The organism is Pseudomonas germanica (assembly GCF_019614655.1).
Taxonomy (GTDB): Bacteria; Pseudomonadota; Gammaproteobacteria; order Pseudomonadales; family Pseudomonadaceae; genus Aquipseudomonas; species Aquipseudomonas neuropathica.
Genome location: NZ_CP071586.1, coordinates 5,094,224 through 5,119,581, shown reverse-complemented (window position 1 = coordinate 5,119,581; position 25,358 = coordinate 5,094,224). Strand labels below are relative to the sequence as shown.

Sequence of the window (25,358 nt, the reverse complement as noted above, 5' to 3'; positions counted from 1 at the left end):
AGGCGATGCGGCTTATCACGACTCGCTCACTTTGAGCATACGGGCATCGCCAAACAGGGTGATGCCTTTTTTTTCTGAGCAAACGAGAGTTTTGACGTTATGGAATGGTTTCTCAATCCGGAGATCTGGATCGCGTTTTTTACCCTGACAGTGTTGGAAATCGTTTTGGGGATCGACAACATCATCATGATTTCGATTCTGGTCAGCCGCATGCCCAAAACCATGCAGTCAAAGACACGTTTTTTTGGCCTGGCCCTCGCCATGGTTACGCGCATTCTTTTGCTGCTTTCCATCACTTGGATCATGCGCCTGACAGCGGATCTATTTCATATTTTAAATCAGGGAATTTCTGGTCGTGATCTAATTCTTTTCTTCGGTGGTTTGTTTCTATTGTGGAAGAGCAGCAGCGAGATTTTTCAGGAGCTGGAAGGCGGGGAAGAGGGGGGATCTGAGTTCGGGAAAAAAGGCGCTGGTTTTCTGAGCACCATTATTCAGATAGCTATCATCGATATTGTCTTTTCCCTAGACTCAGTCATCACAGCTGTCGGTATGGTCTCACACGTGCCGGTGATGATCGCGGCCATCGTGGTCGCAGTCATAATCATGATGCTTGCCGCGGGCACGATCAGTGCGTTTATCGATAAGCACCCAAGTTTGAAGATGCTCGCCTTGGCATTTCTGATTGTCGTCGGCACTGTACTGATTGCAGATGCCTTGGGTTTTCATATACCCAAAGGCTACGTCTACTTTGCGATGGGTTTTTCGCTCATGGTGGAGGCGTTGAACATTCGTCTGCGGACCGGCCAGAAAAAAGGCCCGAGCGTTGGGGGCATGGACGAGCAAAAAATTGGAAGTAGAGGGCAGTGAAGGTGTGACTGATTGAACGCTTGGGAATGTGGGGCCATTCTTGATAGAACGCATGGCCCCACATCGGTCAGTCTCCTTAATGCAGTTTACTGATCAGCGCATTGAGGAAGACCGCTTGTTCGTTATAGGGGTTCTCGGCTGTGTACTGTGGGTCATTTGCATCACAGCACTTAGGGTCAGGTTTATCCCATGTCGACCACTGTACGACGACAATATTCTCACGTTGGTTGATCGCGATGAATTGTCCATAAATACCGACAGCTGAGAACGTCCAATCAGAAACACTTGCTGGCTGGCCTTTAACCGGATCTCGACCTTGCACCGGAACAGCGCCGGTCGGCACGGTAGTGTTCTGCAGCGGAGCTCCAATGTCTACGTAGAGGGGCGCGGCTTGGTTTTTGCCGCCGATTAGCGAGTCGTCGTAGGCAGGGCTGAACCACCACATATAGCCATACATGCCATTGTCAGCAAAGTGAGGAAATACTGAAGACGCATTCCAGGTTGTTGCATCACGGACCCAGTTATCGGGAAGCACATGAGAGCCATCTGGCAACACACCGTTATTCAGGATGAACTGACCGAAACGTCCATAATCTCGTAAGGTAGCGTTGAAGCCGCTACCTCCCGAGGCTATGCCGTTTTGCGCCCACCAGTTGCCATCCGCTTCCATGCCGTACGGTTGCCAGATTTTTTTCTGTAAGTATTGTGCCAGGTTCATTTTAGTCGCGCGTTGCACGATCAGGCCGGTTAGAAATGCTTCGCCGGTGTTGTACACGAATACCGCCCCGGGCTTTTTTTCCTGGCCCGTAGCGGGGTCGGTATCCATGTGTAGGGATTTCATAAGCGCGATGACACAGTTCGCCGGCTCAGTTGCTTTCAAACAATGAAGCATTTTGGATAGATCAGCCTGCGGGTCAACTTCGGTTTCGTTCCATTTCACCCCCGTGGACATGCGGATCAAATTGTGAAGAGTCATGTTCTCGTAAACAGACCCCTTTAACTCGGGAATATAGGTGCCGACTGTTTCATCGAGGCTTTTAACGGCGCCGTCCTTGATGGCGGCACCCATCAACGTTGATGTGACGGACTTGGTAACCGATTTGCCGTCCCAAACGCTTGAGCTATTGAGTCCCTCTCTATATTTCTCAAGGGCAATTTTACCGTTCTTTATCACTAATAGAGCGGTGGCTTTGTTGTTTTTCATGAAATCATCGACGGTATTTCCTTTATGTGGAGAACCGTCGGGATTGCTACCGTATTGGTATGTCGTTGAGCTAGCGAGTGCTTGGATCTTACTGTCTGCTTGTGGGAGCGGATAAACGTTGGCGCTTTTCTTGAAGGGCTCCGTACTAAATAGGTCAGAGCTGTGGCTAAAACCAATAACTTTTTCCTGTGTCGACCACGAGAAGAGTTTTTGAGGGTCTGGCATTGTTGTGTTGTTTGTTTTGGTGTCGGCGACGGCAAAGTTGGTGGCAATGATCGAAAGTGCCAGGCACTTCGTCATGAGCGTCTGTTTGATGTGTTTATTCATGTTAACCCTTCATGTTGCGATTGGTGTTAGAGGTGGGGCGTTTTTTGCTTTCAAAATCAATAGATCCAAGAAAAGTGCGGCTAACGAATCCGCACACTTCAAATTGAATTTGCATTAGAATTTTTTACTGAGGGCAAGCACCACGCCTGATTTACACAAGTCGTCGTAACCGGTGAGGCTGTAACATTGAGCATCTGACAGATTGGTATCGAAATAGCCGACCGTCGTCGTAACTCCAAAAAAGTCGCGTGCCAGAGTGAGTTCCCAGTTGCTGTATTTTGATGTAGCTCTGGTGAAGTCCGAGTTGTAGATCATGTCGTCTTTGAAATCGAGAATTTCATATTTCACCTGAGCGGTGATGGCTTCTGGAAGAAGAGCGTGGAAACCGACGAAGTTGGTAGTGGTTGTTTCTTCGGTGCCGACGGAGTGTCTCATACCCAGGAAGAAACCATACATGTCCAGGGTCGAACGAACATAGCCTCCGTTGAACTGACTTTCTTTAGGGTACGTGTACTTCAGGTAGTAAGTGTCAAGGGATATGGCATCGGTAATTTGCCAATAATAGCCGGTATAATAGTCCAGCTCTTGTCTCGTGGCGAAATGATTGGAGTCGACGTAGTCATGACCGAAATCTACCCCGGAAGTGAAAATGCCTAGGTAAGCGCCGGTTTTGTTATAAAGCAATATGTCCAGTTGTGCGACAGGGTCGCCCATGGATTGTGAAATGCCAGCGAACCGGTAGTCAGTGATCAATACGGGAGTTATTTGAAGTGTGTTGTTTTCGGAGAGCTCTATTGCGTTTGCCGTCAATGTGGCGGAAAGAGCCAAAGTAAAAAGCAACGGACTTGTAATGGTATTCATTGTAAGATCAGCCTTTGTTGTGCTCTATTATAGTTTTAGGCATTTCTGAGTTGAATAGCAGGGCATTTATCTTATTTTTGTCTCGGCGGGTTGCGCACGCACGTACTCTTAATCTCTCTGCCAGGAGAGAAGGAGCTTCGAGGGTATCCTTGCCCATGGAAAGTATGGCGGGTGTGCTTGCTATCGTATTTCTAAAAAATCAATAATGTAATACCTGGCTAAGAAAAATTCGGTTTCCTGCCAGGAAATAATAAAAACTAATGCTGCACTAGCCACGACGGATTTCAACCCGTTGGTCGGATATTTTTTGCGCTTGAGTTGCGTAGAACACTGAGAAAGCGTTGTGAGTGGTTTGCGGGATGCGGGAAGGGGGACTCAGAGACGGATTTAAGAGGGCGTTATGTCGGCCTTATTAGCTAGTCGGTAGTTTGGTTGGTTGTAATGTCTGCACCGATGACTTTAAGCTTTAATTTCACCAGCTCAATGAATTGATGGATTTTTTTTGTGTCCCTTCGGTGACTAGGGTAAACAGCCAGGATATGCGGTCCAAACGCATCTGGGTCTACCCCGCAGCCGGGTTCGACCAAAACCAAGCGTTCATTGATTAGGTACTTGGAAATGCTCCAAAGTGGGGCGTGCAATATGCCGACTCCCTCTATTGCAGCTTCTATCAAAAGGTCAAAGTTATCACTTAATATTTTTGGTTCGGGCATCTCGAAACGGATAGTTTCGTTTTCTTTGTGCAGGTACCAGAAACGTTGATTCAATGCGGGGTGTCGATACACAAGCCATAGATGTTCATGCAGGTGACCGGGCCTTAATCTATGTGGCCTGGAGGATATGTATTCACGGCTGGCCACCATCACCACATCGTTTCGCCCGATCGGTTTCGATATCAGGCCTGGTAAATCACATTTGCCTTCGTGAAAAATGAGATCGAAGCCACCTTCGAGAATTTTTCGGTCATCATCGCTTAGCGTTATTTGAAGATGTATCAGGGGGTGGTTTTTTGAAAAGCTGGCGCTAACTGAGTTTAAGAAAGCCGCACCAAATGCGAGCGGCGCCGCAATGCGCAACTCCCCGCTTAATTGATTTTGCAATTGATTGATTTGTTCGTCAGCTTGTTCGAGTTTTAGGATGATTTCTCGTGCAGCTTCTACCAGTACTTTGCCTGCCTCGGTCAACTGGATTTTCCGAGTGCTTCTCTCGAATAAACTTGCTCCGACCTCCTTTTCTAGGCCGGATATTATTTTGGTTACGGCGGAAGGGGTTTTGCCTAATATAAGGGCTGCTTGGCTAAAGCTATTTTGGTCGGCAACGCATAGTAATGTAATCAATGCAGTGTGTTTGTCCATTTCAATGCCCTTTTTATTTTATGGGTGCACCTTGAAAAGTGGATGGGTGACAAATATATTGTTCATGAATTAATGGGGCTTAAGTTGGAATCTCTACCTGAATCAATACTCCACCCCCAGTTCGATTGCTAACTGTAATAGCTCCGCCATGAGCGTTGCAGATGGCATGTGCAATCGATAAGCCCAGGCCGCTGCCACCCGAATGTCGAGCACGAGAGCGTTCTGCGCGCCAGAAGCGTTCGAAGACCTTTTCAGCGTCCGCTATATCGATTCCCGGACCTCGATCTGCAAAGGAAAGCACTACTTTATTAGCTGTAGAGTTCACAACTATTTCAATCGATCCGCCTTGTGCGGCATAGCGCAGAAAGTTGTCAATCACGATATTCACAATCTGGCCCATTCGATCCCTGTCCGCGTTCAGTCGAAGGTGAACGGGAATCTGTACGTCAGGCTCGACGTGAGCGGTTTTGAATTGTGCGCTAAACCAACTCAAGCGTTCAGAAACTAGGTTGTGCAAATTAAATTCCGATTTTTCCAGAATCAATTGCCCCGCACGTGCGAGTGAAAGAAGGTGTAGGTCATTTACAAGTTTGTTTAATTGTTCGAGTTGGCGCTTGACCATTTGTAACTGGTTGATATCGCTTGGGAAAACCTCATCAATCATGCCTTGCACTCGGCCCATGGCTGCATTCAAGGGCGTGCGTAATTCATGAGCGATCATGGCGCTGGATTCCCGTACTTCCTGTTCGTACCGTTCCAACTGCGTCGTCATGCTGTTGAAATCGCTGATTAGGCCCTGTATTTCGTCGGGAGCGTTAGGTTTTGATGGCAATCGTGTTTTGAAGTCTCCTTGAGCCACCAAACGCGCGACTTGGGCAATAGATGAAAACTGGTTCGACAGGGGCCTTGAAAACAAAAATCCGCAGAGCACAATGATTGGAGTCGCAGCTATCACGAGGCCCGCGAGCAACAGCCAGTCGCTATTGGCAATGCCCGGCAAGAAATTTTCGATAGGATAATACTGGGTGAGGAGTTTCCATAATTTGGCTTCGTTGAGGTGCGGATCGCTCTGTAACCGTTGGAATTCAGCTCGGGCGTCAATCGGAATACTTGTCAGCGTTGTCCATTCTTCTATGGTGAAATGAAGCCACATGCTGAAAGAAACTGCGATCAAAGCGCCGATGGCCAGCATACTCATGCGTACGCCTACCCAGTGCCAAAGAGGTGTTCTTTTGCGTAAGAGATGGAACTTCATGAAGCTCATTTGAACCGGTATCCGACTGAACGAACGGTGACTAAAACGTCCTCAATTTCATGAATTTCCAGTTTGCGCCGCAAGTTGTGTACATGCGTGTCGATGACCCTGGACAACGCTTCGCTTTCCGGCATGCAAACTTCCAGTAACTCTTCACGTGTGAAAGCCTTGGCGGGTGTAGCCAGAAGGGTGGTCAATAGTTTGAATTCGGTAGGTGTGAGATCAAGGTGTATTGCTTCACCACTCTGGTGTTCAATGTGGGCCGTGTAGGCATTGAGGTCTACAAGCAGATGTTTGTAGCGCAAGTTATTTTCATCTGCTCGCACATAACTTGAGCGGCGCAGCACCGCTTGTACTCGAGCCACCACTTCCTTGGGGTTATAAGGTTTTACGACATAGTCGTCCGCTCCGTAGCGCAAAGCGCCGAGTTTTTCCGGTTCGTCGCCCATCGCCGTGACCATGATCACGGCAGTATCGCTGCAGCGCCTCACTGCTGCGAGTACTTCCGTGCCGCTTTTCTTTGGCAGCATGATATCCAGCAGGATCAGGTCGGGTTTCCATTGCCTGTGCAATTCCAAGCCACGTTGCCCATCTTCGGCCAGTGCCACCTCAAAGCCATCCCGAAGTAAGTAAGCCTCGAGAATGCTAGCGCTGTCAGCATCGTCTTCGACGATGAGAATACGTTTTCCTGACACGGTGGCGACCTCTTGATCAAATCTTGATATTTCGTGAACGGTTTATTGAAACTGGCGGCATAGGATCTCGTCCAGACCCGATGTCACGAAGATCCTATGTCGACTTACGTACCACTGTCCAAGCAAATTCAGTCGCACCATCGCTCATTGCTGGGGATGTGCATGGCGATGATTGTTGCTGGCTGCTCGTTGGTCCCGACTTACCAACGCCCGTCACTTCCTGTTCCTCGAAGCCAGGAATCAACTGCTTTGGAGGTGAAGGTGGGCGAGGACATGCCTGAGCTTTCGCGGGACGAGCAGGCGTTGATCACGGAACTGTCGCCCAATGGTGAACTGCGTAGCTTGGTAGGTTTGGCGCTGAGCTATAACCGTGATTTGCGTCTGGCTGGCTTGAGAGTCAAGGAGGCACGGGCTGCGCATGGCGTCTCTCGGGCAGACCGTTTGCCGACGGTCGGTGCAGGGGTAGAGCGTGACCGCCAGCATTTCGATAACGCGGCTGCCGAGGAGCGTTATGGCCAGGACATCACGCTCGCCACGCTGGGCTTTTCAGATTTTGAACCGGACTTTTTCGGTCGGTTGCGCAGCTTATCCGAGGCGGCTCGTCATGATTATCTAGCCACGACTTATGGGCAGCAGGCCACCAGAAGCGCACTGGTGGCGGAGGTTGCGCGAACCTATCTTTCACAACGATTGACCACCGCATTGAAAGCCGATGCGCAGCGTATCGACGACGCCCAGCAAGACACGTTGCACCTGATTGAAGAGCAGCAACGCCTGGGAGCAGTGTCTGTCGATGATGTTGCAGTGCAGCGCGTAGCAGCCGAACGGGCCCATCAGCAGTTGGCCGTTGCGATAGCCAATGATTCCAGTGCTTCTCAGGCGCTTCTGTTACTGACTGGATACGCCGCTGCACTGCCCCCGTTCGATCCAGAGGTTGCGAGCGCCTACCACGACCGCGCCGCGGGACTTGCCGATATGCCGTCGGAGCGTTTGCTGGAACGTTTCGATGTTCGCCAAAGCGAAGAGTCCCTGAAGGCCGCTAACGCAAACATCGGAGCAGCCCGGGCGGCGTTTTTCCCTTCGATCAAACTAAGCACTGGCGCCGGTCTGCAGAGCGACAGCCTGCGCACGCTATTTAGCGAAGGCAATGGGACCTGGCTGTTCAGCCCGCAGCTGAACGTGCCGCTGTTCGATGGTGGGCGTAGTCGGTCCAACCTGAACCTTGCCAAGGTGCGCAAGCAGATGGCCGTGGCCCAATACGAGAAGACCATCCAGGTTGCCTTCCGTGAAATGGCCGACGTGCTAATCCAGCGGCGTCTGGTTCTGGAGCAAATGCGCGGTGAAAACGAACTGCGCAACCTGGCCGAGGATAAAGCCCGCAGAGCCTTGATTGCCTATGCCCATGGTGGTGCGGACCGAACGACGGTCCTGGCCTCCACGATCAGCGTTAACCAAGCCGACATTGCGTGGCGCCAGCTGCGTCACGATCTTTTGATGAATCGCCTGAATCTTTATCGCGCGCTCTGCGGTGCAGACGCCACACCTTCCCAACGCCTATCTGAAAACGGAGTATCCCTATGAATGGTATAACCACCCCCCGCGAGTTTTCCCTCAAGCTCGCACGAACCCTGCTGGCCTCTGCTGCCCTGTTGGCTAGTAGTATCAGCCTAGCGGGCGAGTCTTCCGCAACGGGCGATCAAGGTATTTTTGGCGACAAGACCTCCTTCACCCTGGGCCTGGGCGCCGCTGTTCTTCCTCGCTACATGGGCTCGGATCGGTACCGTAGCCAGATACTGCCGGTGGTGAGTATCCAACGCGGTATTTTTTTCGCTGACACGGCTCACGGCCTGGGCTTGCAATTTCAAACGGCGTCGGGTTTCAGCGCGAGTGCTGCCCTCAATTACGATTTCGGTCGCAAGGACAAAGACAGCGATAGCCAGGCCGGCTCCACTGACTTGAAAGGCATGGGTACCGTCGACGGTGCAACAGTTGCCGACCTCAATGTTGCCCAACAGATTCTGCCATGGCTTTCCGTCAATGCTGAGGCAGAGTTGCGGGTAGCCGGTGAGCGGCGTGGCAATCGTTTCCGCCTGGGTGTCGAAGGTATTGCCTATCACAGTGATAGCGATTCGGTCACTGTTGATTTAGATGCGCATGCCGGTAACAGTCAATACAACCAGACCTATTTTGGTGTCACCCAGCTACAAAGCCAACTCTCGGGCTTCTCTCCTTTTAAAGCGGACAGTGGCATCTACGCGTATTCGGCGGCGCTTAACTGGCAGCACATGTTCGATGCTCATTGGTCAACAGTTGCCAGCCTCGGCGTCACTCACTACACCGATCAGGCTCGGGGTAGCTCATTGGTAAAAGCGGATGCCGAAGGCACCGGTTTATTCGCTCTGAATTACACCTTTTGATGGCGCGGGAGCTAGCCATGCAATACTTTTTTGATGCGCCTCGCAGTCTGAGCCGGATACTCCAATCAAGTTGTTGGTGCCTTGGCCTGTTCGCGATGGTGTTGAGTGGCTGCTCCCGGGAACAAGCCGCTGCCCCGCTGTTCAATCGTGCGGTCAAAGTCGAGGTGGTCAAGGAGGACCACGTCGGCAACCTGAGTGCCACTGGGGTTGTCCGCCAGCGGCATCGCGCCGCTCTCGCGTTTGAATCGGGGGGGAGGCTGGCGCAGCTGAATGTTGATGTCGGTGATTCGTTCAAGTCGGGCCAGATGCTTGCAACCTTGGACCTACAGCCTGCGCGGCTTCGCCTTCAGCAAGCGCAAGCTGCTTCTAGGTTCGGCCTCGCTCAGGAGGCCGAACGCAGCAGTAACCTGCGTCGCCAGCAGCATTTATTTGCTGCCGGTAGCGTCGCGCAAAGCGTGGTAGAGGCCGCTTCGGTGGCTTATCAGCAGGCTCTTGCCGAGCGACGCCGAGCGGATTCGGAGCTGGCACTGGCTCGCCGTGAGGTGGAACGTGGCCAGATGGTTGCGCCGTTTGTCGGTCGTGTGGTCGCACGACACAGCGAACAGTTTGCCCAGTTGACTTCTAATCAGGTTGTCCTTGAAGTGGAGTCAGTCGGTGATCAGCAGGTGGTGGCCGCTATTCCCATCGACCAAGCTGCCCAACTTAAACCTGGCGACAGCGCCGTCGCCTACGATACACGATTACCTGCTACAGCGTTCGATTTGGTACTGGAGGGCATATCACCGAGAGCTGATAACGGCTTGGTCCAGACCTGTATTTTTCGCCTGCGTAATTCTTCCGCGATGCTGTCTAGCGGTACGACGGTATTGCTGAAAACCAATTCTCAGGGGCCTCGTCGGCTATTTGTGCCGATGCAAGCACTCCGGATGGGGGCTGACGGTTCCCACGCTCAAGTATTTGTTTATCACTCGGATGACCGTCGTGTAGCGATTCGTGATGTCTCGCTTTTAGGTATTGATCGCGGGCGCGCCGTGATCGCCAGTGGGCTGGTCGGCGGCGAGCAGGTGGTCACCGCAGGCGTCGCATTTCTCTCCGATGGCCAGGCAGTAAGCATGTTCCAACCAACCTCCCGTTTGGCACGGAACTGAATCATGAGCCTTACCCGCAGCGCCATGAGCGCCAGTCGTCTCACTCTGTTTACCTGCTTTTTGATCATTGTTGCGGGTATCTATACCTTCTTGAGTTTCCCCTCCCAGGAGGAGCCTTCGGTCACGATTCGCGATGCGGTGGTCAGCATCACCTATATGGGGTTGCCTACTGAACGTGCCGAGGAGTTGCTGGCAAGACCCACCGAAGAAAAGCTTCGTGAGCTACCAGAGATAAAGCGATTGATCACCACCGTGCGTCCCGGGAGTGTGATTATCCAAGTCACCGCTCATGATGACGTGAAGAACCTAGGCATCTTGTGGCAGCGTGTAAGGGCCAAGCTTGGCGAGTTGAGCGCAAGTTTTCCACCTGGCACCCAAGGCCCGAATCTCGATGACGATTTCGGTCAAGTGGCGGTGGCTTCAATCGCGGTCACCGCGCCTGGCTACAGCATGAGTGAGTTGCGCGGTGTCATAAAAGGCCTGCGCAATGAACTCTATGCGTTGCCCGGTGTGGATCGGATCGGCATCTACGGTCTGCAGGACGATCAGTTGTATCTGGATTTCGACCGCCAGCGGCTCGCCGCTGCGGGCCTGTCGGTGCAACAGTTTTTCCAACAGCTTCAAGGCCAGAATGTTATTGCGCCAGGCGGGATTCCGGTCATAGGTCAGCGGAGCACAACGCTGACCGTTACCGGTGAGGTGCTGGGGGAAGAGGCGTTGCGTCGTTTGCCGATCAAGCTGCCGAGCGGTGAAACCTTGCCGCTTGAAACGTTGGCTGACGTGTCCTCGGCTCCCCAAGACCCCCCGGATACGGCGGCGGTGTACCGGGGGCAGGACGCAGTAGTGTTGGCTGTGTCTATGCAGCCTGATCGCAATATCCAGGCATTTGGTAAGTCGTTACGTATGCGCCTTGCCGAAATAGAGCAAAAGTTGCCGCTTGGTTTTGCTTTGCATGTGGTGACGTTTCAATCCGACGTCGTGCATTCGCAGATGGAAAAAATGCAGCACGTGATGATGGAAACGGTAGTCATCGTAATGAGCGTCGTGATGCTGTTTCTGGGGTGGCGCACCGGTCTTGTCGTCGGAGCCATCGTGCCTTTGACTATTCTGGGCACGCTCATAGTGATGCGTGCCGTTGGCGTTGAGCTGCAGATGGTTTCGATCGCCGCGATTATTCTTGCGTTGGGGTTGTTGGTGGATAACGGCATTGTTATCGCCGAGGATATTGAACGCCGGTTACATGCTGGCGAAGATCGCCGTGTCGCTTGTGAGGACGCTGGTCGAACGTTGATGATTCCGTTGCTGACATCGTCATTGGTCATCGTCCTGGCGTTCTCGCCGTTTTTTCTAGGCCAAACCAGCACCAATGAATACCTGCGCTCTCTGGCCACCGTTCTAGCGATCGCGTTGCTAGGCTCCTGGTTGCTGAGCGTGACGGTGACTCCGCTGTTGTGTTTTTACTTTGCCAAGACCACTGCTCATGCCGCTGATAACAGCCGCTACGATTCAAAATTCTACAGCGGTTACCGTCGCCTTATCAGGGGGTTGTTAAAGCATCCGTTTCTCTTCCTGGGCAGCATGTGTGGATTGTTGACTGGGGCGGTCGTTGTGCTCGCTCACGTGCCTTATGACTTCTTGCCGAAATCCGACCGAAAGCAATTTCAGATTCCTATTTCGCTGGAGCCAGGCACCAGCTCGCGTGTCACTTTGCAAACCGTACGCGACATCAGTCTTTGGCTGAACACGGATCAGGACATCATCGACAGCATCAGTTACGTCGGTGATGGTGGACCGCGAATTGTACTGGGGTTGAACCCTCCCATTTCTGCGCCGGATACCGCCTACTTTACAGTCAGCGTACGGGAAGGCGCCGATATCGATCTGGTCATTGAGCGAACCAGAAGCTATTTGCTTTCCAAGCATCCAGAGGTCCAGGCACAGCCCATGCGTTTTTCCATGGCTACCACCGAGGCAGGCGTCGCCATCTATCGGGTTATAGGGCCTGATGAAACCGTGCTGAGGGGTATCGCTGAAAAAATCGAGGGTTACTTGCAGGCTTTGCCTGGAACTCTCGATGTACGCAACGACTGGCAGATCCGACTTGTTCGCTACAACGTAGTGGTCGATCAATACAAGGCCCGAAGTGCCGGCATCAGCAGCAAGGATATTGCCCAAGCGTTGCAGATGCGCAACGGCGGGTTACAGGTTTCGTCAATGCAGGATGGCGAGACCACCGTGCCGATTATCGTCAGAGAGCCCTCGACGACGTTGGTCCCTGCCAGCGATTTAATCAACACGCTCGTCTACCCATCAAATGGCGGCCAGGCAATACCGCTGTCCGCCTTTGCGACATTGCAGCCAGAGGCAGAGGCCTCGACGATCCAGCGACGCGATATGGAGCGGGCTATCACTGTGGTGGGACACAACCCTTCACTGACGGCCAGCTCCATCATAGAGCGCCTGGCGCCGCAGATAGCCGCCTTGAATCTACCGAGTGGCTATCGAATCGAACTGGGTGGTGAGATAGAGGACTCGGCGGAAGCCAATCAGGCACTCCTGCAGTATTTGCCCCATGCCCTGATAGCGATGCTGTTGCTGTTTGTCTGGCAGTTCAATTCCTTTCGCAAGCTTCTGATCGTGGTCGCCAGCGTGCCATTTGTGCTGATCGGCGTGTCGGTTGCGCTGCTATTGAGCGGTTCTCCTTTCGGCTTCATGGCCACTTTTGGCCTGCTCTCGCTGGCGGGAATAATCGTCAACAACGCGGTGCTGTTGCTTGAGCGTATTGAGGCTGAGCTGGCTGAAGGCATGCTGCTGCGTGAGGCGGTGGTCAGTGCCGCAGTCAAACGCCTGCGACCGATCATCATGACCAAGCTGACGTGCATCATCGGATTGGTACCGCTGATGTTGTTTGCCGGGCCGCTCTGGAAAGGTATGGCTATCACCATTATGGGGGGACTGGCGTTGGGCACGTTAGTGACGCTGGGGCTGATTCCTGTCCTTTACTGGCTGCTATTCAAGAAGCGGCCCAAGACTCTTCGCCATTCCCCGGTCCCATCTGCCCCATGAAAACCAAGCATCGCTGGATTGTTTGTGAGCATTGTGATTCGTGTTTTGAATCGGTGCCTTTGACCAGAACCCAAAAAGCCGTGTGCACCCGTTGTGGCGCGGTCTTGGCGCGCGGGAGAAGGATGAGCGTGCAAAGCCTCTTCGCCCTGTCGATCAGCACCGCAATATTGTTCGTCTTTGCCAACCTGTTTCCGGTTATCAGCATCAGCATGCAAGGGTTGAGTAACGCCGCCACGCTGTGGCAATCGGTGCAAGCACTTGCTCAAGGTCGGATTACGCCGATCGCCGTGGTTGCCGGCCTGACCATCATCCTGGTGCCCATGCTACAGATCGTTCTGCTGTGCTGGGTGTTGGCCTTCGCCAACGCAGGGCGCACGGCCCCAGGCTTCAAGGCCTGCATGCGCACGCTTGAGCAGCTGCGGCCCTGGAGCATGCTGGAGGTCTGCCTGCTGGGCATTCTGGTGGCAATCATCAAGCTGGCAGGGATGCTCAATGTGCACCCGGGACTTGGCTTATGGGCGCTAGGCGTGCTGAACGTGCTGCTGATTCTGATTTCAGGCAAGGACATACGCCGCCTATGGGAAGACCTGGAAGGGCAGTTCAAATGAGTCTGCCAGCCTACGCCCGAGACCTGAAAATGAAGTTGTGCCACATCTGTGGACACGTCTGCTCGTTGGAGGTACATCGCTGTCCGCGCTGCGACTCTGTCGTTCATGAGAGAAAAACCAACAGTCTTTCTCGCACCTGGGCACTGCTTCTGGCCTCATTGATTCTCTACATCCCGGCAAACGTTCTGCCGGTGATGCGCACCAGGATGCTCGGCAAGGCCAGCGAAAACACCATCTTGAGTGGGGTCGTCGAATTCTGGAAGAACGGTTCGTGGGACATCGCTGCGCTGATCTTCTTCGCCAGCGTAGTCGTGCCTTGCATAAAATTCCTGGTCCTGGGCGTCTTGCTCGTGACTTGCCAGCGCAAAAGCCGATGGGCGATGCGCGAACGCAGCCGCCAGTATCGCTTCATCGAGCTCGTTGGCTACTGGTCAATGCTCGATGTGCTGGTGGTCGCCCTGGTTGCAGCCTTGGTGCAGTTCCGCTCACTGAGCTCTATCGATCCGTTACTGGGGATCGTTTTTTTTGGTTTGGTGGTTGTGCTGACGATGTTGGCCGCCATGAGTTTTGATCCCCGGCTTATCTGGGATGCAGAGGTTAAAGATGTCTGATCGCCCCAACTCCAATCATTCGCCCGCCGTCGGTGTTCCCGTCGTCAATACTCGGCGGTTCAACGTGTCGCTGGTGTGGCTGGTGCCTATTATCGCCGCGCTGGTCGGGCTCTCGATGGTGATCCACAGCGCGCTTTCCGCGGGGCCCAAGATATTCATCAGCTTCCAGACCGCAGAGGGGCTGGAGGCCAATAAAACTCAAGTTAAATACAGAAACGTGGTCATTGGCCAGGTAACGGCTATTGCGCTGAGCAAGGACCGCACTCGTGTAACAGCCACTGTAGAACTCAATGAGGACGCTCGTACGTTCACCGCAGAGGACTCGATGTTTTGGGTCGTACGCCCTCGCATCGGCGCCAACGGTATTTCCGGCGTCGACACGCTACTTTCGGGGGCCTTCATTGGCGCCGATGGTGGTAAGTCCGAACGTACAAAAAAACGCTTCGTGGGGCAGGAAGCTCCACCACCTGTGACCTATGGCGAGCAAGGTACGCGTTTTACCTTGCACGCAGAAGATCTAGGCTCGCTCGATATCGGTTCACCCGTCTACTACCGGCGAATTCAGGTGGGGCAGGTGGTGGCGTATCACCTATCGGATGATGGCAAGGGGGTGGACGCGGACATCTTTGTTCATGCACCCAATGACAAATTTGTGACCACTGATACGCGGTTCTGGAATGCGAGCGGAATCGGTCTGACTGTAGGGGCTGACGGACTTAAGATCAAAACCGAGTCGCTTTCTACCGTATTGGCTGGGGGGGTGGCATTCATTGAGCCAACCTATAGCCCAGATGCGAAAAGAGCGGCTGAACATACCCGCTTCAACTTGTTCAATGATCAAGAAGCAGCCCTTGCGCCACCTGATGGAGAGCCAGGTTACCTGCGCATGACCTTCAAGCAGTCCTTGCGAGGTTTGGAGGTCAATTCAGCTGTTGAATTCATGGGCGTGAACATAGGTCGTGTGGTATCCGTCGATTTGGACTATGACCCCATTACCAAGTCCTTCTCCAGCGTAGTGGGGGCGGTGATGTATCCAGATCGACTGGGCTTGGCCAACGAGAAAATAGTGAAGGAGTTGGGGAGTACAGATGAGGCGCGTACCGCGCATTTGATTGGCGCATTCGTCAAACAGGGTCTGCGGGCCCAGGCTCGCACCTCCAATCTGCTGACTGGGCAACTTTATATTTCGTTGGACTTTATTCCCAATGCCACTCCGGTTCTTTTCGATGTCAAGGCAAAGCCGCTGATGATTCCTACGGTACCTGGAAGTTTTGAGAAGGTGCAGGAGCAGGTACAGGCGATTGTCGAGAAGATCAGCAAGCTTCCGTTGGCAGAAATTGCCAACAACCTGAATGGCAATCTCAGCGAAATGCAGAAAGTTCTAAAGCAGGTCAATACCGATGTCCTCCCGCAGATAAAGGTCACGCTGGCGCAGTCTCAAAAAACACTGGATGTTGCCACTTCGAGCTTCGAAGAAGACTCTCCCGCTCGGCAACAGATTAGTCAGACCATGGAGGAAATCCAGAGGACCGCCCGCTCGGTGCGGATCCTCACCGATTTTCTCAGCCGTAATCCCGAAGCATTGATCCGTGGCCGCACCGGGCAAGGCGCGCCAGATGCCTATAAAACCTCGAGTCCTGATTCGTCGCAGGTGCAGCCATGAACAAGGCCTTGATACTCCTTGTCACGCTGGGTCTCACTGCCTGTAGCTCTCCCGATATGCGTTACTACACGCTGCAAGACGTTGCTCCGGTGCGCGTCGATACGCCGGCCACGCCTGCTGATTTCCAATTCGAAGTGCTCAATGTTCGCGTCCCGACCCAAGTCGATATACCTCAGTTGGTGGTGAGGCGAAGCCAGACGGGTCTCATTGTTCTTGAAAATGACCGCTGGAGCGCACCACTGGCGGATGAGTTTCAAGCCGCCATCGCTGATCGGCTGGAGCGTCGGTTAGGGACAGGCAATTTGGCCGGCTTGCCCAAGGACAAACAACGTCCGATTCTTTCGGTTCAGATTGACGTACAGCGTTTCGATTCATTGCCAGGGCAATATGTTTTGCTGGATGCCATGTGGTCGCTGCGACTGCGTGGGGGAGGGGATCAGCCTGCACGCACACTGACGTGCAACAACAAATTGAGTCAGCCCGCCGGCCTGGCGTTGAACAACTTGGTATTGGCGCACCAGAAAGTGCTTGATCAGTTGGCTGAAGTTATTGCGAAGAAGGCTATCGATTGGGCGGCAAAAAATACGCTCAGTGAGTCGGCGCAGAAGTGCAGTTAAGCGCCATATCTGCGGGGGGGCTTTAAGCCGTTTCGGAGAGACGAGCTCCTGAGATGACCGCGTCTTGGGGGTGGTCCTTCAAAGATACCGTTTTGGCTGCCCATGATTGGCATGCGCGCCAGCTGATTATTATGATTTGGAGCAGGGCGACTTAAATTTTCTCCCATTGAGACGGGGATTCTTAATGCGCTGGTGAACATCGGTGACGAGGGTTTCTGCGCCGCCACAACGCCGCGCCGGATATTAATTTCAAACGCTTGGAGCGTGCGGATTAGGAACGTGTATTGGCCCGGACGGTAACTTTATAAGAACGCTCAGGAGTTGTTGCATGTCGTTAGCTACCTTGATTCACCGGGCCAGTTTGCCTAATCCTCAAGTGACCACACAGCAAGCTCTCGAGATACTCGAGGTTTACTACGACCTCAGCGGTACCTTGCATGTTCTGGGCAGTCAGCAGGATCTCAATTATTGTCTCGACACAGGTAAAGAGCGTTATGTCCTGAAAATTTGTCGAGGCGATTACGCGAAGCTGGAATTGCAAGCCCAGAACGAGGCCCTCATGCACTTGGCCGGGCATCCGGACCTGCGTGCACCGAGAGTGATCCCCGCCGCAGGTGGCGAGGAACTGCTGACTTTGAATATCGCCGGTCAGTTAATGCATGTGCGCGTGCTCGAATACATAGAAGGGCATCCGCTGGCAGACCTCAAGCACATTGGCAGCGAAGTGGTGGCCGAATTTGGTCGGCTCTGTGGGCACATGAACCTGGCCCTGGCAATGTTTCAGCATCCGGGATTGGAGCGCACCTTGCAGTGGGACCCGCGACACGCGAGTGCGCTAATCAGCAATTTGCTTCCTATCGTTGCCGACGCAAGTCTGCGCATACGGATAGCCGACGCCGCGCAAGAGGCCGACCGGCGCTTACAGCCGTTGATCGAAGCTCTTCCTATGCAGGCGATCCATTCGGATATTACGGATGACAATGTGGTTTGGCAGCGCGATGCCCACCGGCTTTGGCAGGTACAAGGGGTCATCGATTTTGGTGATGTGGTGCATAGTTGGCGCGTAACTGACCTGTCAGTCACTTGCGCCTCTTTGCTGCATCATGCCAAAGGCGATCCTTTCTATATTCTGCCCGCGATTAGGGCATTTCATGCCGTCAACCCGCTTAGCCACGCAGAGCTTTTAGCGCTCTGGCCGTTGATCGTTGCTCGCGCGGCGGTACTCTTGCTCAGCACTAAACAGCAGATCAGCGTCGATCCGGCTAACCAGTACAGTCGCGATAGTCTTGAGACAGAACTGGAAATCTTCCGCGTTGCCACCTCCGTGTCCTTTGAGCTGATGGAGGCGGCCATTCTCACTGCCGTCGGAGAGTCGTTGCCCGCTATTGCCAGCGAAGACTTCGCGCCCCTGCTGCCTGATCTGGCAAACAAGGCGTTCGCGATCGTTGATCTCGGTGTGCTGAGTCCTCACTTTGAGGCGGGTAATTGGGAGCAAGAGGGAATAGATGAGCGTCTGTTGGTCGAGACGGCTGCGATTCATGGTTTGGCTGCCAGTCGCTATGGCCAGTACCGATTGTCTCGCACGCGTCCAGACAGCGAGGTCGAGCCGGCAACCTGTCCGTTGCACTTGCAACTCCAGGTGCCGCTGGGTACTGCCGTCGAAGCGCCGTTTACTGGGGTGCTGGACATTGGCTTCGACGGAGTCCTTTACCTGAGCAGTGGGCAGTTAAGCTTGCGCCTTTGGGGAGTCAAGCCTCTGCAACCACTGGGTGCCGAGCTGGTCAAAGGCCGGCCGCTGGGTGAGGTGGTCGCTGGCCTGACAGTGCAAATGTGCCGGGTTGCACAGACCACCCCACCGTTATTTTGTACGCCCTCCCGGGCTTCTGCCTGGCAGGCTATTTGCCCTTCGCCGGCGCGAATGCTGCGCTTGGTTTGTGATCCCGAAGAAGCAGTGAACCCGCAAGACATGCTGGTTCGCCGCGACGCCAGCTCTGCTCGCATGCAAAAGTGCTACTACGCCGATCCGCCGCAAATCGAGCGCGGATGGCGCAATCACCTGATCGATATGCAGGGTCGTTCCTACCTGGATATGGTTAACAACGTTGCTGTTCTGGGGCACGGCCATCCACGAATGACTGCCGAAGTCAGTCGCCAGTTGTCGCTGCTAAATACCAACTCGCGCTTCCACTACGCTGCGATTACTGAGTTCTCCGAACGGCTTTTGGCGTTGGCTCCGGATTCGATGGATCGGGTGTTCTTGGTCAATAGCGGTACGGAGGCCGTCGATCTGGCGATTCGGCTGGCTTGGGCCTACAGCGGTGGACGCGATGTGGTAAGTCTGCTGGAGGCATATCACGGCTGGTCGGTGGCCGCTGATGCTGTGTCGACCTCAATCGCCGACAACCCCAAGGCTATTAATAGCCGGCCAGACTGGGTGCATCCAGTTGCCGCACCGAACACCTTCCGTGGCAAATTCCGTGGCCCTGAAAGTACACCGGATTACGTTCGTTGCGTAGAAGACAAGTTGGCCGATATTGCTGCTCAGAAACGTCAATTGGCAGGATTCATCTGCGAGCCGGTCTATGGCAACGCCGGTGGCATTTCCCTGCCGCCTGGCTATTTGGCCCAGGTCTATGAAAAAGTGCGCCAGCAAGGCGGTCTGTGCATCGCTGATGAGGTGCAAGTGGGCTATGGGCGAAGGGGGGATTCCTTCTGGGGCTTCGAAGAGCAGGGCGTTGTGCCGGATATCATCACAATGGCCAAGGGAATGGGCAATGGTCACCCATTGGGCGCAGTAATCACTCGCCGAGAAATCGCTGACGCGCTAGAAACACAAGGTGATTTTTTCTCCTCGGCGGGCGGTAGTCCGGTCAGTTGCCGAGTTGGGATCACCGTGCTGGACGTGATGAAAGAAGAAAAGCTGATCGAGAATGCTCGGGTTACGGGGGGGTATTTTAAGGCCCGCCTTGAAGCATTGATTGATCGTTTTCCATTGGTGGGGGCAGTGCACGGTTTGGGCTTCTATTTGGGGCTCGAATTGATCCGTAACCGCGAAACCCTAGAGCCGGCTACAGAGGAGACTGCGGCGCTGTGCGATCGCTTGCGCGAACTAGGCATATTTATGCAGCCGACTGGCGATCATTCAAACATCCTCAAGATTAAACCGCCGATGATTACCAACCGTTCGAGTGTGGATTTTTTTGTCGACATGCTAACCAGGGTTTTAGAGGAAGAACTCTGATCTGAGTTCTGACATGGTAAAATGAAGGGGGCTTTTGCTCACCTTCATTTTGTGCCATTTGTTGCGGATTCTTGATCAGTCGATATCACGAACCTTCATCACCGGATACCGTGAATTACCAGTTTCACTACGGCGGTCATGTGCGCCACACGAGTGTCAATGCAAAAATCACCAGACTGAACCTCCGAGCGGAATCTGGAGATGGCGTATGAATTAAGAACGCCAGCGACAAAGACGACATCAGTGCCTTGGTTTATTAGATTTTTTTCCTTTAGCGAGACTAGAACTTCAATAATCAGGCTAATGATTTTTTCGTTGAGTTTTGTTAACTGTAGCGGGGGTGAAATGCTCCATGCAGGTAGCACCTCTCGCCATACGTTTACTGGCAGAACCTCGCACTCATAGAGAGCTATCAGTCTGTCTACTTCGACTAGAGCCGTTACTGGGTCGTCCCAAAGCGCCTTTTTATTTCCGATTTGTACAAATGCTTGCTGGTCTGCGGCATCAATGACCTCAAGTAAAATATCGCTTTTGGTTTTGAAGTAGTTAAATACTGTAGCTGGTGAGACTTTCGCATCGGCGGCTATGGCGCCCACTGTTGTTCCCGCATAGCCATGGACTGCAAATAATTTAAGTGCCGACGAGCATATTGCCTTCCGACGACTTTCTTTATGCAGTTCTCTAAGTCCAGCCATAAATGCCTTCCAGTTATATCAATGTGAGACAAGCAGCCGCCCAATTCTAACAGGTCCGCTGAAACGCGTGAATTGTACCGTTCAGGAGACGCAGTAAGCCCGCAGCGCAACCGCGATCAGCCTTCAGCATTCATAAGATATTTTTAGGCGAGTATCCAAAAAACAACCTAGTCAGACGGTAATTTATTGATTCTAAACGTGTTTTAATGACATAAAATTAGAGTTGACTCTAAATATAGAGTGGTGTCAAATTTGTGCTGCCGTAGCAACAGCGCTCTTGGGATGCTACGGCGGGCGGCGTCGGCACCAGCTCGCACCTGGGCTGCCTTGCAGCAGGACTACAATCGGTGCACAAGACGCCGAAGCATGTTTAACAATTATTTCTGCCGTAACGAAACCACTCAACATGGGCGCGTCAGATGAAAAAAATAATGAAATATCTTCCTGCGTTATCATTTACTATTGGGATCTGCGTTGCGCAGCATAGCTATGCCGCTGGAAGTAAGTTGGCGGTATACAACTGGACTGAGTACTTGCCAAAGTCAGTGGTTTCGAGTTTCGAGAAAGAAACCGGTATCAGTGTCCAATATGACGTTTTTGACACAGCAGAGACGCTCGAAGCTAAACTCCTTACAGGAAACTCAGGGTACGATCTTGCATTCCCTTCCCATGACCGGGTACCGACGCTTGTCAAGGCCGGGGCGATACTTGAGATTGATCATTCGAAATTATCCAACTGGAAAAATCTCGATCCGGAGTTCCTCAAAAATCTGGCCAAGACTGACCCGGGTAACGCACATGCCGTGCCATACCTGTGGGGTACTACGTTGATTGGCTACAATAAAGATAAAGTACAAGCTGCCTTTAAAGGGGGGCCAATCCCGAATTCCTGGTCGCTTGTCTTTGATCCCCAGTACGCAAGCAAGGTCAAGGATTGCGGTGTAGCATTCATTGATGCGCCATCCGAAGTTTTTTCCATAGCCTTGCGCTATCTGGGCCTCGACCCAAACGCCACTGATCAGCCGAGTTTGGAAAAGGCCCGTGACCTGTTAATGCAGGCGAGACCTAACATTACGTATTTTCACTCTGCTCGCTGGTTGCAGGACCTCGCCAATGGCGATATTTGCGTCGTAGTTGGTTATTCCGGTGGGGTGGCAATGGCGAGAGATCTTGCTCAGTCGAACGGCAGTAAGGTCCAAATCGGATTGATCATGCCTGACGAAGGAGCATTGGCGTGGTCGGACGATATGGTTATTCCGAAAGGGGCGAAAAATATCGAGGAGGCCTATAAGTTTATTGACTATATACAGCGCCCAGACATCATTGCTCAGATCTCTAATGTAATCGGTTATCCCAACGCTAACCCAGCCTCCAGTGGAATGATTGATCCCGCCAGGCTAGCGGATGAAGCACTCTTCATTCCTGAGCCAAAGCGGGAGAAGTTATTTTTTCAGAACGTTCAAGCGTTCAGTGTGGAGCGCATGAAAACTCGTTATTGGAACACTGTGAAATCCGGTCAGTGATTACCGTGCACCCGGCTCCTTGTTCTATCGGTCATACGAGGTGTTGAACGTCGCTCGGCTCTGTGCTTCAAGGTTGTCGGGCGCATTAAATACTATAGGTACGATTTCTAGTCAAGAGTTCGGTTGTATTGGATTTTTATCCGTCTAATTTGAGAATCGCGCCTTCCATTAAAATGCGCGAAAAGGGAATTTACATGTCTGAAAACAAGGCTGTCACTCATGCTTACTTGGAAGCAAAGCGCGCTCGCGCGCTGCATGCTGATCGTTGGGACGTAATGAATGGATTTCCTCCCACCTTGGATAAGCTTGTCACTCATCAAAATTTTATGGCGCCGCCAAATAATCGCTGGGGCTTCAAACATCTCGAGAAGTTGACGCGAAGTACAACGGTTTCCAGAGGGGGCGGTTCCATCAGCCCGTTAATTAACACGTTGCAAGATCTGTCTGGAGTTGTTTTTAAAAGTAAAAGCGGCAGCACAGTCACAGTGAAAGAGCACTTGGCAGCAACGTTTACCGATGGCTTCATTGTCCTGAAAAATGGGGCGTGTTTGTACGAAGCATATTTTGATAATTTTCTGCCCGCCGATCGGCATATTATGTTCTCCGTGACCAAGTCGATTGTCGGTTTGTTGGCAGAGGATTTTGTTGCAAGCAAAGTTCTGGATGAGCTATTGACGGTGGGGGAGTATGTTCCGGAGCTTGCGGCCAGTGCGTTTGGCGACGCCACAATTCGTCAGGTTATGAATATGGTTGTCGGGGTGAACTACCACGAGAGCTATGAAGATCCGAACAATATTACGGCCCAGTATGCTTACGCTAGCGGTCTCTGGTCTCGGCCAGAAGGTAGTGATCATTCGGATAATATTTGTGACTATCTTAAAAAGTTGGAAAAGAAAGGTGAGCATGGTGTGTGTTTTGACTACATTACACCCTGCACCGAGGTGCTAGCGTGGGTTGTCGAGCGCGCCAGCGGTCGGTCCATCGCGGCGCATGTAGAGGAAATTTGGTCGCAATTGGGCTGTGAGCGGGATGCGTATTTCGTCAATGACGCTCAGGGTAGAGTGTGTTCGGGCGGCGGTTTTAATGCGACGCTCCGGGACATGGCCCGATTTGCATTGATGGTTTCGCAGAAAGGCGAATGGAAAGGGAAGCAACTCGTTTCATCTGCCGCTGTGGACCGCCTATTTGAGGGGGCTGATCCCGAACATTATGCTCGCAATGAAGAATATTCTTCATGGACGCCGGGGGCTTCTTATCGGAGTCAATGGTACGTGTACTCAGGCCAGTCGATCATGGCTGTAGGTATACATGGACAGATAATATATATAAATCGACTGAGCAATATCGTCATTGTGAAGCAATCATCCTCGCCTACCGCTGAGACACCGCTGAGTACAGACACTGTAGTGATGCTTCAGACGTTGGCTGATGTGCTGAGTTGAGCCCAAGGTGATGGGCTGGCTTTCCGGGCACTGAGGTTTCTGTCTTCCAATTTCTGCGAGCTTACATGATGAAATTTTCTGCTCACGAGTATCCCTATTCCTCACAACGGCAGTGTGTGTTCGCCCGGAATGGAATGGTTGCAGCCTCGCAACCACAGGCAGCGCAGGCAGGGATCGAAATGTTGCGCAGAGGCGGGAATGCTATCGATGCAGCTATTGCAACCGCTGCGGCATTGACGGTGGTTGAACCCACCGGTTGCGGTCTGGGGGGCGATGCTTTCGCATTGGTATGGGTCAAGAATCAGCTCTATGGGCTCGATGGCAGTGGTCATGCACCGGCGGTGCTTAGCATAGATGTTCTGGCCAGTGCTCACTCCACCATGCCGCAATACGGCTGGGAGCCTGTAACGGTGCCGGGGTGCCCATCTGCTTGGGCAGAACTATCCCGTCGTTTCGGCCGGCTGCCTTTTGCCGAACTGTTACAGCCTGCTATTCATTTGGCTAGAGACGGTTTCCCGGTGTCACCATTAGTCGCTTATCAATGGCGACTCGCCCTGCAGGAAATTATTCAGCATCGTCAGCCTGTTTTGGAAAACTGGTTCAGCACTTTCTTGATTGATGGGCGTTCACCCGAGGCTGGTGAGATGTTTCATAACCCCGCCCAGGCTCGAACGCTTGCCGAGCTGGCGACAACGCAGTGCGAAAGCTTTTACCGTGGCTCCCTGGCTGCCCGCCTGGCAGCGCACTCTGTGGACACCGGTGGTTACCTTCGTGCGAGCGATCTACATAACTACCGCGCCGAGTGGGTAGAGCCGATCAGCGTCAACTATCGAGGGGTTGATGTGTGGGAAATTCCACCAAGTGGTCAAGGCCTTATTGCGTTGATGGCGCTTAAGATTCTAGAGGGCTTCGAATTTTGTCAGCGTGATTGTCAAACTACTTGGCACCACCAGCTGGAAGCAATGAAGCTTGCCTACAGCGATGGCTTTCACTACATCACTGACCCCAAGCATATGCGCGTCACGATGGAGAAGCTGTTGAGTTCCGACTACCTTGATCGGCGTCGAGCGCAGATCGGTCACCGAGCTCTCCCGCCATTGCAGGGGGATCCGCATGCCAGTGGCACGGTGTATCTCGCCACCGCCGACGGCGAGGGTAATATGGTCTCGTTTATTCAGAGCAACTACCACGGTTTTGGCTCTGGGGTTGTTCTGCCTGACAGTGGTATTGCTCTACAAAATCGTGGCGCGGAATTTAGCCTCGATGTTGATCACGCCAACGCCCTGGTTCCGGGTAAAAAAACGTTCCACACCATTATTCCAGGATTTCTGACCAAAAACGGAGAGGCGCTCGGCCCCTTTGGAGTAATGGGGGGGTATATGCAGCCGCAGGGTCATGTGCAGATGGTTATGAACCTCGTGGACTTCGGTCTCAATCCTCAGGCTGCTTTGGATGCTCCGCGTTGGCAATGGTTGGGCCAAATGAAGGTTGGTATAGAGCAAACTGTACCACGTGATCTCGCGTGTTCATTGGCGAGCCGTGGCCATGAGGTAGAAGTGGCTTGCGACCTGACCGATTACGGACGTGGTCAAATCATCTTGCGTGATCCACGAAGCGGTGTTCTTTGTGGAGGCACAGAGCCTCGAGCTGATTCGCACATAGCTATTTACTGAAGGTCGGCATTTATCATCGGGCAGAATCTTAATGTGATCCGGTAAGCCATCGGGGTAAATGGGCTCCTAATTAAGGCGGTCGGAGCGCCG

Annotated in this window: 19 protein-coding genes; 13 read left to right on the top strand and 6 right to left on the bottom strand. The window is 52.9% G+C overall.

The window, feature by feature from the left end:
• Window positions 1-99 precede the first annotated feature (99 nt).
• Complete coding sequence (locus tag J0G10_RS22620) at window positions 100-867, top strand: TerC family protein (RefSeq protein WP_220556764.1); 768 nt, start codon at window positions 100-102, stop codon at window positions 865-867.
• A gap of 76 nt (window positions 868-943) precedes the next feature.
• Here J0G10_RS22620 and J0G10_RS22615 read toward each other — a convergent pair whose 3' ends face one another.
• The 5 genes from J0G10_RS22615 to J0G10_RS22595 all read right to left on the bottom strand — a co-directional run bounded on the left by J0G10_RS22615 (window position 944) and on the right by J0G10_RS22595 (window position 6,564).
• Complete coding sequence (locus tag J0G10_RS22615) at window positions 944-2,398, bottom strand: serine hydrolase domain-containing protein (protein WP_220556763.1); 1,455 nt, start codon at window positions 2,396-2,398, stop codon at window positions 944-946.
• Between the two features lie 114 nt (window positions 2,399-2,512).
• Entirely contained in the window at window positions 2,513-3,259 is a 747-nt protein-coding gene (locus J0G10_RS22610) for a TorF family putative porin (RefSeq protein WP_220556762.1), read from the bottom strand.
• A gap of 416 nt (window positions 3,260-3,675) precedes the next feature.
• The gene (locus tag J0G10_RS22605; protein ID WP_220556761.1) at window positions 3,676-4,614 is read right to left on the bottom strand and encodes a LysR family transcriptional regulator; all 939 of its coding nucleotides are present in this window, start codon (window positions 4,612-4,614) and stop codon (window positions 3,676-3,678) included.
• 79 nt (window positions 4,615-4,693) lie between these two features.
• Complete coding sequence (locus tag J0G10_RS22600; RefSeq protein WP_220556760.1) at window positions 4,694-5,869, bottom strand: sensor histidine kinase; 1,176 nt, start codon at window positions 5,867-5,869, stop codon at window positions 4,694-4,696.
• Window positions 5,870-5,874: 5 nt separating this feature from the next.
• A complete protein-coding gene (locus J0G10_RS22595; RefSeq protein ID WP_220556759.1) occupies window positions 5,875-6,564 on the bottom strand; it encodes a response regulator transcription factor in 690 nt (229 codons plus the stop codon).
• A 96-nt stretch (window positions 6,565-6,660) separates the two neighbouring features.
• Here J0G10_RS22595 and J0G10_RS22590 point away from each other — a divergent pair, with 96 nt between their 5' ends.
• The 9 genes from J0G10_RS22590 (at window position 6,661) to J0G10_RS22550 (ending at window position 19,935) form a co-directional block, all read left to right on the top strand.
• Window positions 6,661-8,145 carry an efflux transporter outer membrane subunit gene (locus tag J0G10_RS22590; protein ID WP_220556758.1) on the top strand — a complete coding sequence of 495 codons (1,485 nt, stop codon included), beginning with the start codon at window positions 6,661-6,663 and terminating at the stop codon, window positions 8,143-8,145.
• Window positions 8,142-8,981: a MipA/OmpV family protein gene (locus tag J0G10_RS22585; RefSeq protein ID WP_220556757.1), complete on the top strand. Its 840-nt coding sequence runs from the start codon at window positions 8,142-8,144 to the stop codon at window positions 8,979-8,981. The genes J0G10_RS22590 and J0G10_RS22585 overlap by 4 nt, the downstream gene beginning before the upstream one ends.
• Before the next feature lie 17 nt (window positions 8,982-8,998).
• Window positions 8,999-10,129, top strand: coding sequence for an efflux RND transporter periplasmic adaptor subunit (locus J0G10_RS22580; protein WP_220556756.1), 1,131 nt, complete (start codon window positions 8,999-9,001; stop codon window positions 10,127-10,129).
• 3 nt (window positions 10,130-10,132) lie between these two features.
• Complete coding sequence (locus J0G10_RS22575; RefSeq protein ID WP_220556755.1) at window positions 10,133-13,195, top strand: efflux RND transporter permease subunit; 3,063 nt, start codon at window positions 10,133-10,135, stop codon at window positions 13,193-13,195.
• Window positions 13,192-13,803 carry a paraquat-inducible protein A gene (locus J0G10_RS22570; protein WP_220556754.1) on the top strand — a complete coding sequence of 204 codons (612 nt, stop codon included), beginning with the start codon at window positions 13,192-13,194 and terminating at the stop codon, window positions 13,801-13,803. The genes J0G10_RS22575 and J0G10_RS22570 overlap by 4 nt, the downstream gene beginning before the upstream one ends.
• Window positions 13,800-14,414, top strand: a complete 615-nt coding sequence (locus tag J0G10_RS22565) for a paraquat-inducible protein A (RefSeq protein WP_220556753.1) — start codon at window positions 13,800-13,802, stop codon at window positions 14,412-14,414. The genes J0G10_RS22570 and J0G10_RS22565 overlap by 4 nt, the downstream gene beginning before the upstream one ends.
• The gene (locus J0G10_RS22560; protein WP_220556752.1) at window positions 14,407-16,077 is read left to right on the top strand and encodes a PqiB family protein; all 1,671 of its coding nucleotides are present in this window, start codon (window positions 14,407-14,409) and stop codon (window positions 16,075-16,077) included. Before J0G10_RS22565 ends, J0G10_RS22560 begins: the two co-directional genes overlap by 8 nt.
• On the top strand, window positions 16,074-16,694 hold the full coding sequence (locus J0G10_RS22555; RefSeq protein ID WP_220556751.1) for a PqiC family protein: 621 nt from the start codon (window positions 16,074-16,076) through the stop codon (window positions 16,692-16,694). The genes J0G10_RS22560 and J0G10_RS22555 overlap by 4 nt, the downstream gene beginning before the upstream one ends.
• 328 nt (window positions 16,695-17,022) lie before the next feature.
• Window positions 17,023-19,935, top strand: coding sequence for an aminotransferase (locus J0G10_RS22550; protein ID WP_220556750.1), 2,913 nt, complete (start codon window positions 17,023-17,025; stop codon window positions 19,933-19,935).
• A 98-nt stretch (window positions 19,936-20,033) separates the two neighbouring features.
• Here the strand turns inward: J0G10_RS22550 and J0G10_RS22545 are convergent, their stop codons facing one another.
• Window positions 20,034-20,630, bottom strand: a complete 597-nt coding sequence (locus J0G10_RS22545; protein WP_220556749.1) for a TetR/AcrR family transcriptional regulator — start codon at window positions 20,628-20,630, stop codon at window positions 20,034-20,036.
• Window positions 20,631-21,049: 419 nt separating this feature from the next.
• Between J0G10_RS22545 and J0G10_RS22540 the strand changes: the two genes are divergently transcribed.
• From J0G10_RS22540 to J0G10_RS22530, 3 genes are all read left to right on the top strand, one after another.
• Window positions 21,050-22,153 carry a polyamine ABC transporter substrate-binding protein gene (locus tag J0G10_RS22540; protein ID WP_220556748.1) on the top strand — a complete coding sequence of 368 codons (1,104 nt, stop codon included), beginning with the start codon at window positions 21,050-21,052 and terminating at the stop codon, window positions 22,151-22,153.
• A 194-nt stretch (window positions 22,154-22,347) separates the two neighbouring features.
• On the top strand, window positions 22,348-23,595 hold the full coding sequence (locus J0G10_RS22535) for a serine hydrolase domain-containing protein (RefSeq protein ID WP_220556747.1): 1,248 nt from the start codon (window positions 22,348-22,350) through the stop codon (window positions 23,593-23,595).
• A gap of 65 nt (window positions 23,596-23,660) precedes the next feature.
• The gene (locus J0G10_RS22530) at window positions 23,661-25,268 is read left to right on the top strand and encodes a gamma-glutamyltransferase family protein (RefSeq protein WP_220556746.1); all 1,608 of its coding nucleotides are present in this window, start codon (window positions 23,661-23,663) and stop codon (window positions 25,266-25,268) included.
• The last annotated feature ends 90 nt before the right edge of the window (window positions 25,269-25,358 follow it).

Bases quoted from the DNA above. Each gene is read 5' to 3' on its own strand.
- J0G10_RS22610 (WP_220556762.1), bottom strand. From the start codon at position 3,259: ATGAATACCATTACAAGTCCGTTGCTTTTTACTTTGGCTCTTTCCGCC.
- J0G10_RS22600 (WP_220556760.1), bottom strand. From the start codon at position 5,869: ATGAAGTTCCATCTCTTACGCAAAAGAACACCTCTTTGGCACTGGGTA.
- J0G10_RS22615 (WP_220556763.1), bottom strand. From the start codon at position 2,398: ATGAATAAACACATCAAACAGACGCTCATGACGAAGTGCCTGGCACTT.
- J0G10_RS22560 (WP_220556752.1), top strand. From the start codon at position 14,407: ATGTCTGATCGCCCCAACTCCAATCATTCGCCCGCCGTCGGTGTTCCC.
- J0G10_RS22620 (WP_220556764.1), top strand. From the start codon at position 100: ATGGAATGGTTTCTCAATCCGGAGATCTGGATCGCGTTTTTTACCCTG.
- J0G10_RS22535 (WP_220556747.1), top strand. From the start codon at position 22,348: ATGTCTGAAAACAAGGCTGTCACTCATGCTTACTTGGAAGCAAAGCGC.
- J0G10_RS22580 (WP_220556756.1), top strand. From the start codon at position 8,999: ATGCAATACTTTTTTGATGCGCCTCGCAGTCTGAGCCGGATACTCCAA.
- J0G10_RS22585 (WP_220556757.1), top strand. From the start codon at position 8,142: ATGAATGGTATAACCACCCCCCGCGAGTTTTCCCTCAAGCTCGCACGA.
- J0G10_RS22565 (WP_220556753.1), top strand. From the start codon at position 13,800: ATGAGTCTGCCAGCCTACGCCCGAGACCTGAAAATGAAGTTGTGCCAC.
- J0G10_RS22570 (WP_220556754.1), top strand. From the start codon at position 13,192: ATGAAAACCAAGCATCGCTGGATTGTTTGTGAGCATTGTGATTCGTGT.
- J0G10_RS22540 (WP_220556748.1), top strand. From the start codon at position 21,050: ATGAAAAAAATAATGAAATATCTTCCTGCGTTATCATTTACTATTGGG.
- J0G10_RS22590 (WP_220556758.1), top strand. From the start codon at position 6,661: ATGTCGACTTACGTACCACTGTCCAAGCAAATTCAGTCGCACCATCGC.
- J0G10_RS22575 (WP_220556755.1), top strand. From the start codon at position 10,133: ATGAGCCTTACCCGCAGCGCCATGAGCGCCAGTCGTCTCACTCTGTTT.
- J0G10_RS22530 (WP_220556746.1), top strand. From the start codon at position 23,661: ATGATGAAATTTTCTGCTCACGAGTATCCCTATTCCTCACAACGGCAG.
- J0G10_RS22605 (WP_220556761.1), bottom strand. From the start codon at position 4,614: ATGGACAAACACACTGCATTGATTACATTACTATGCGTTGCCGACCAA.
- J0G10_RS22550 (WP_220556750.1), top strand. From the start codon at position 17,023: ATGTCGTTAGCTACCTTGATTCACCGGGCCAGTTTGCCTAATCCTCAA.
- J0G10_RS22545 (WP_220556749.1), bottom strand. From the start codon at position 20,630: ATGGCTGGACTTAGAGAACTGCATAAAGAAAGTCGTCGGAAGGCAATA.
- J0G10_RS22555 (WP_220556751.1), top strand. From the start codon at position 16,074: ATGAACAAGGCCTTGATACTCCTTGTCACGCTGGGTCTCACTGCCTGT.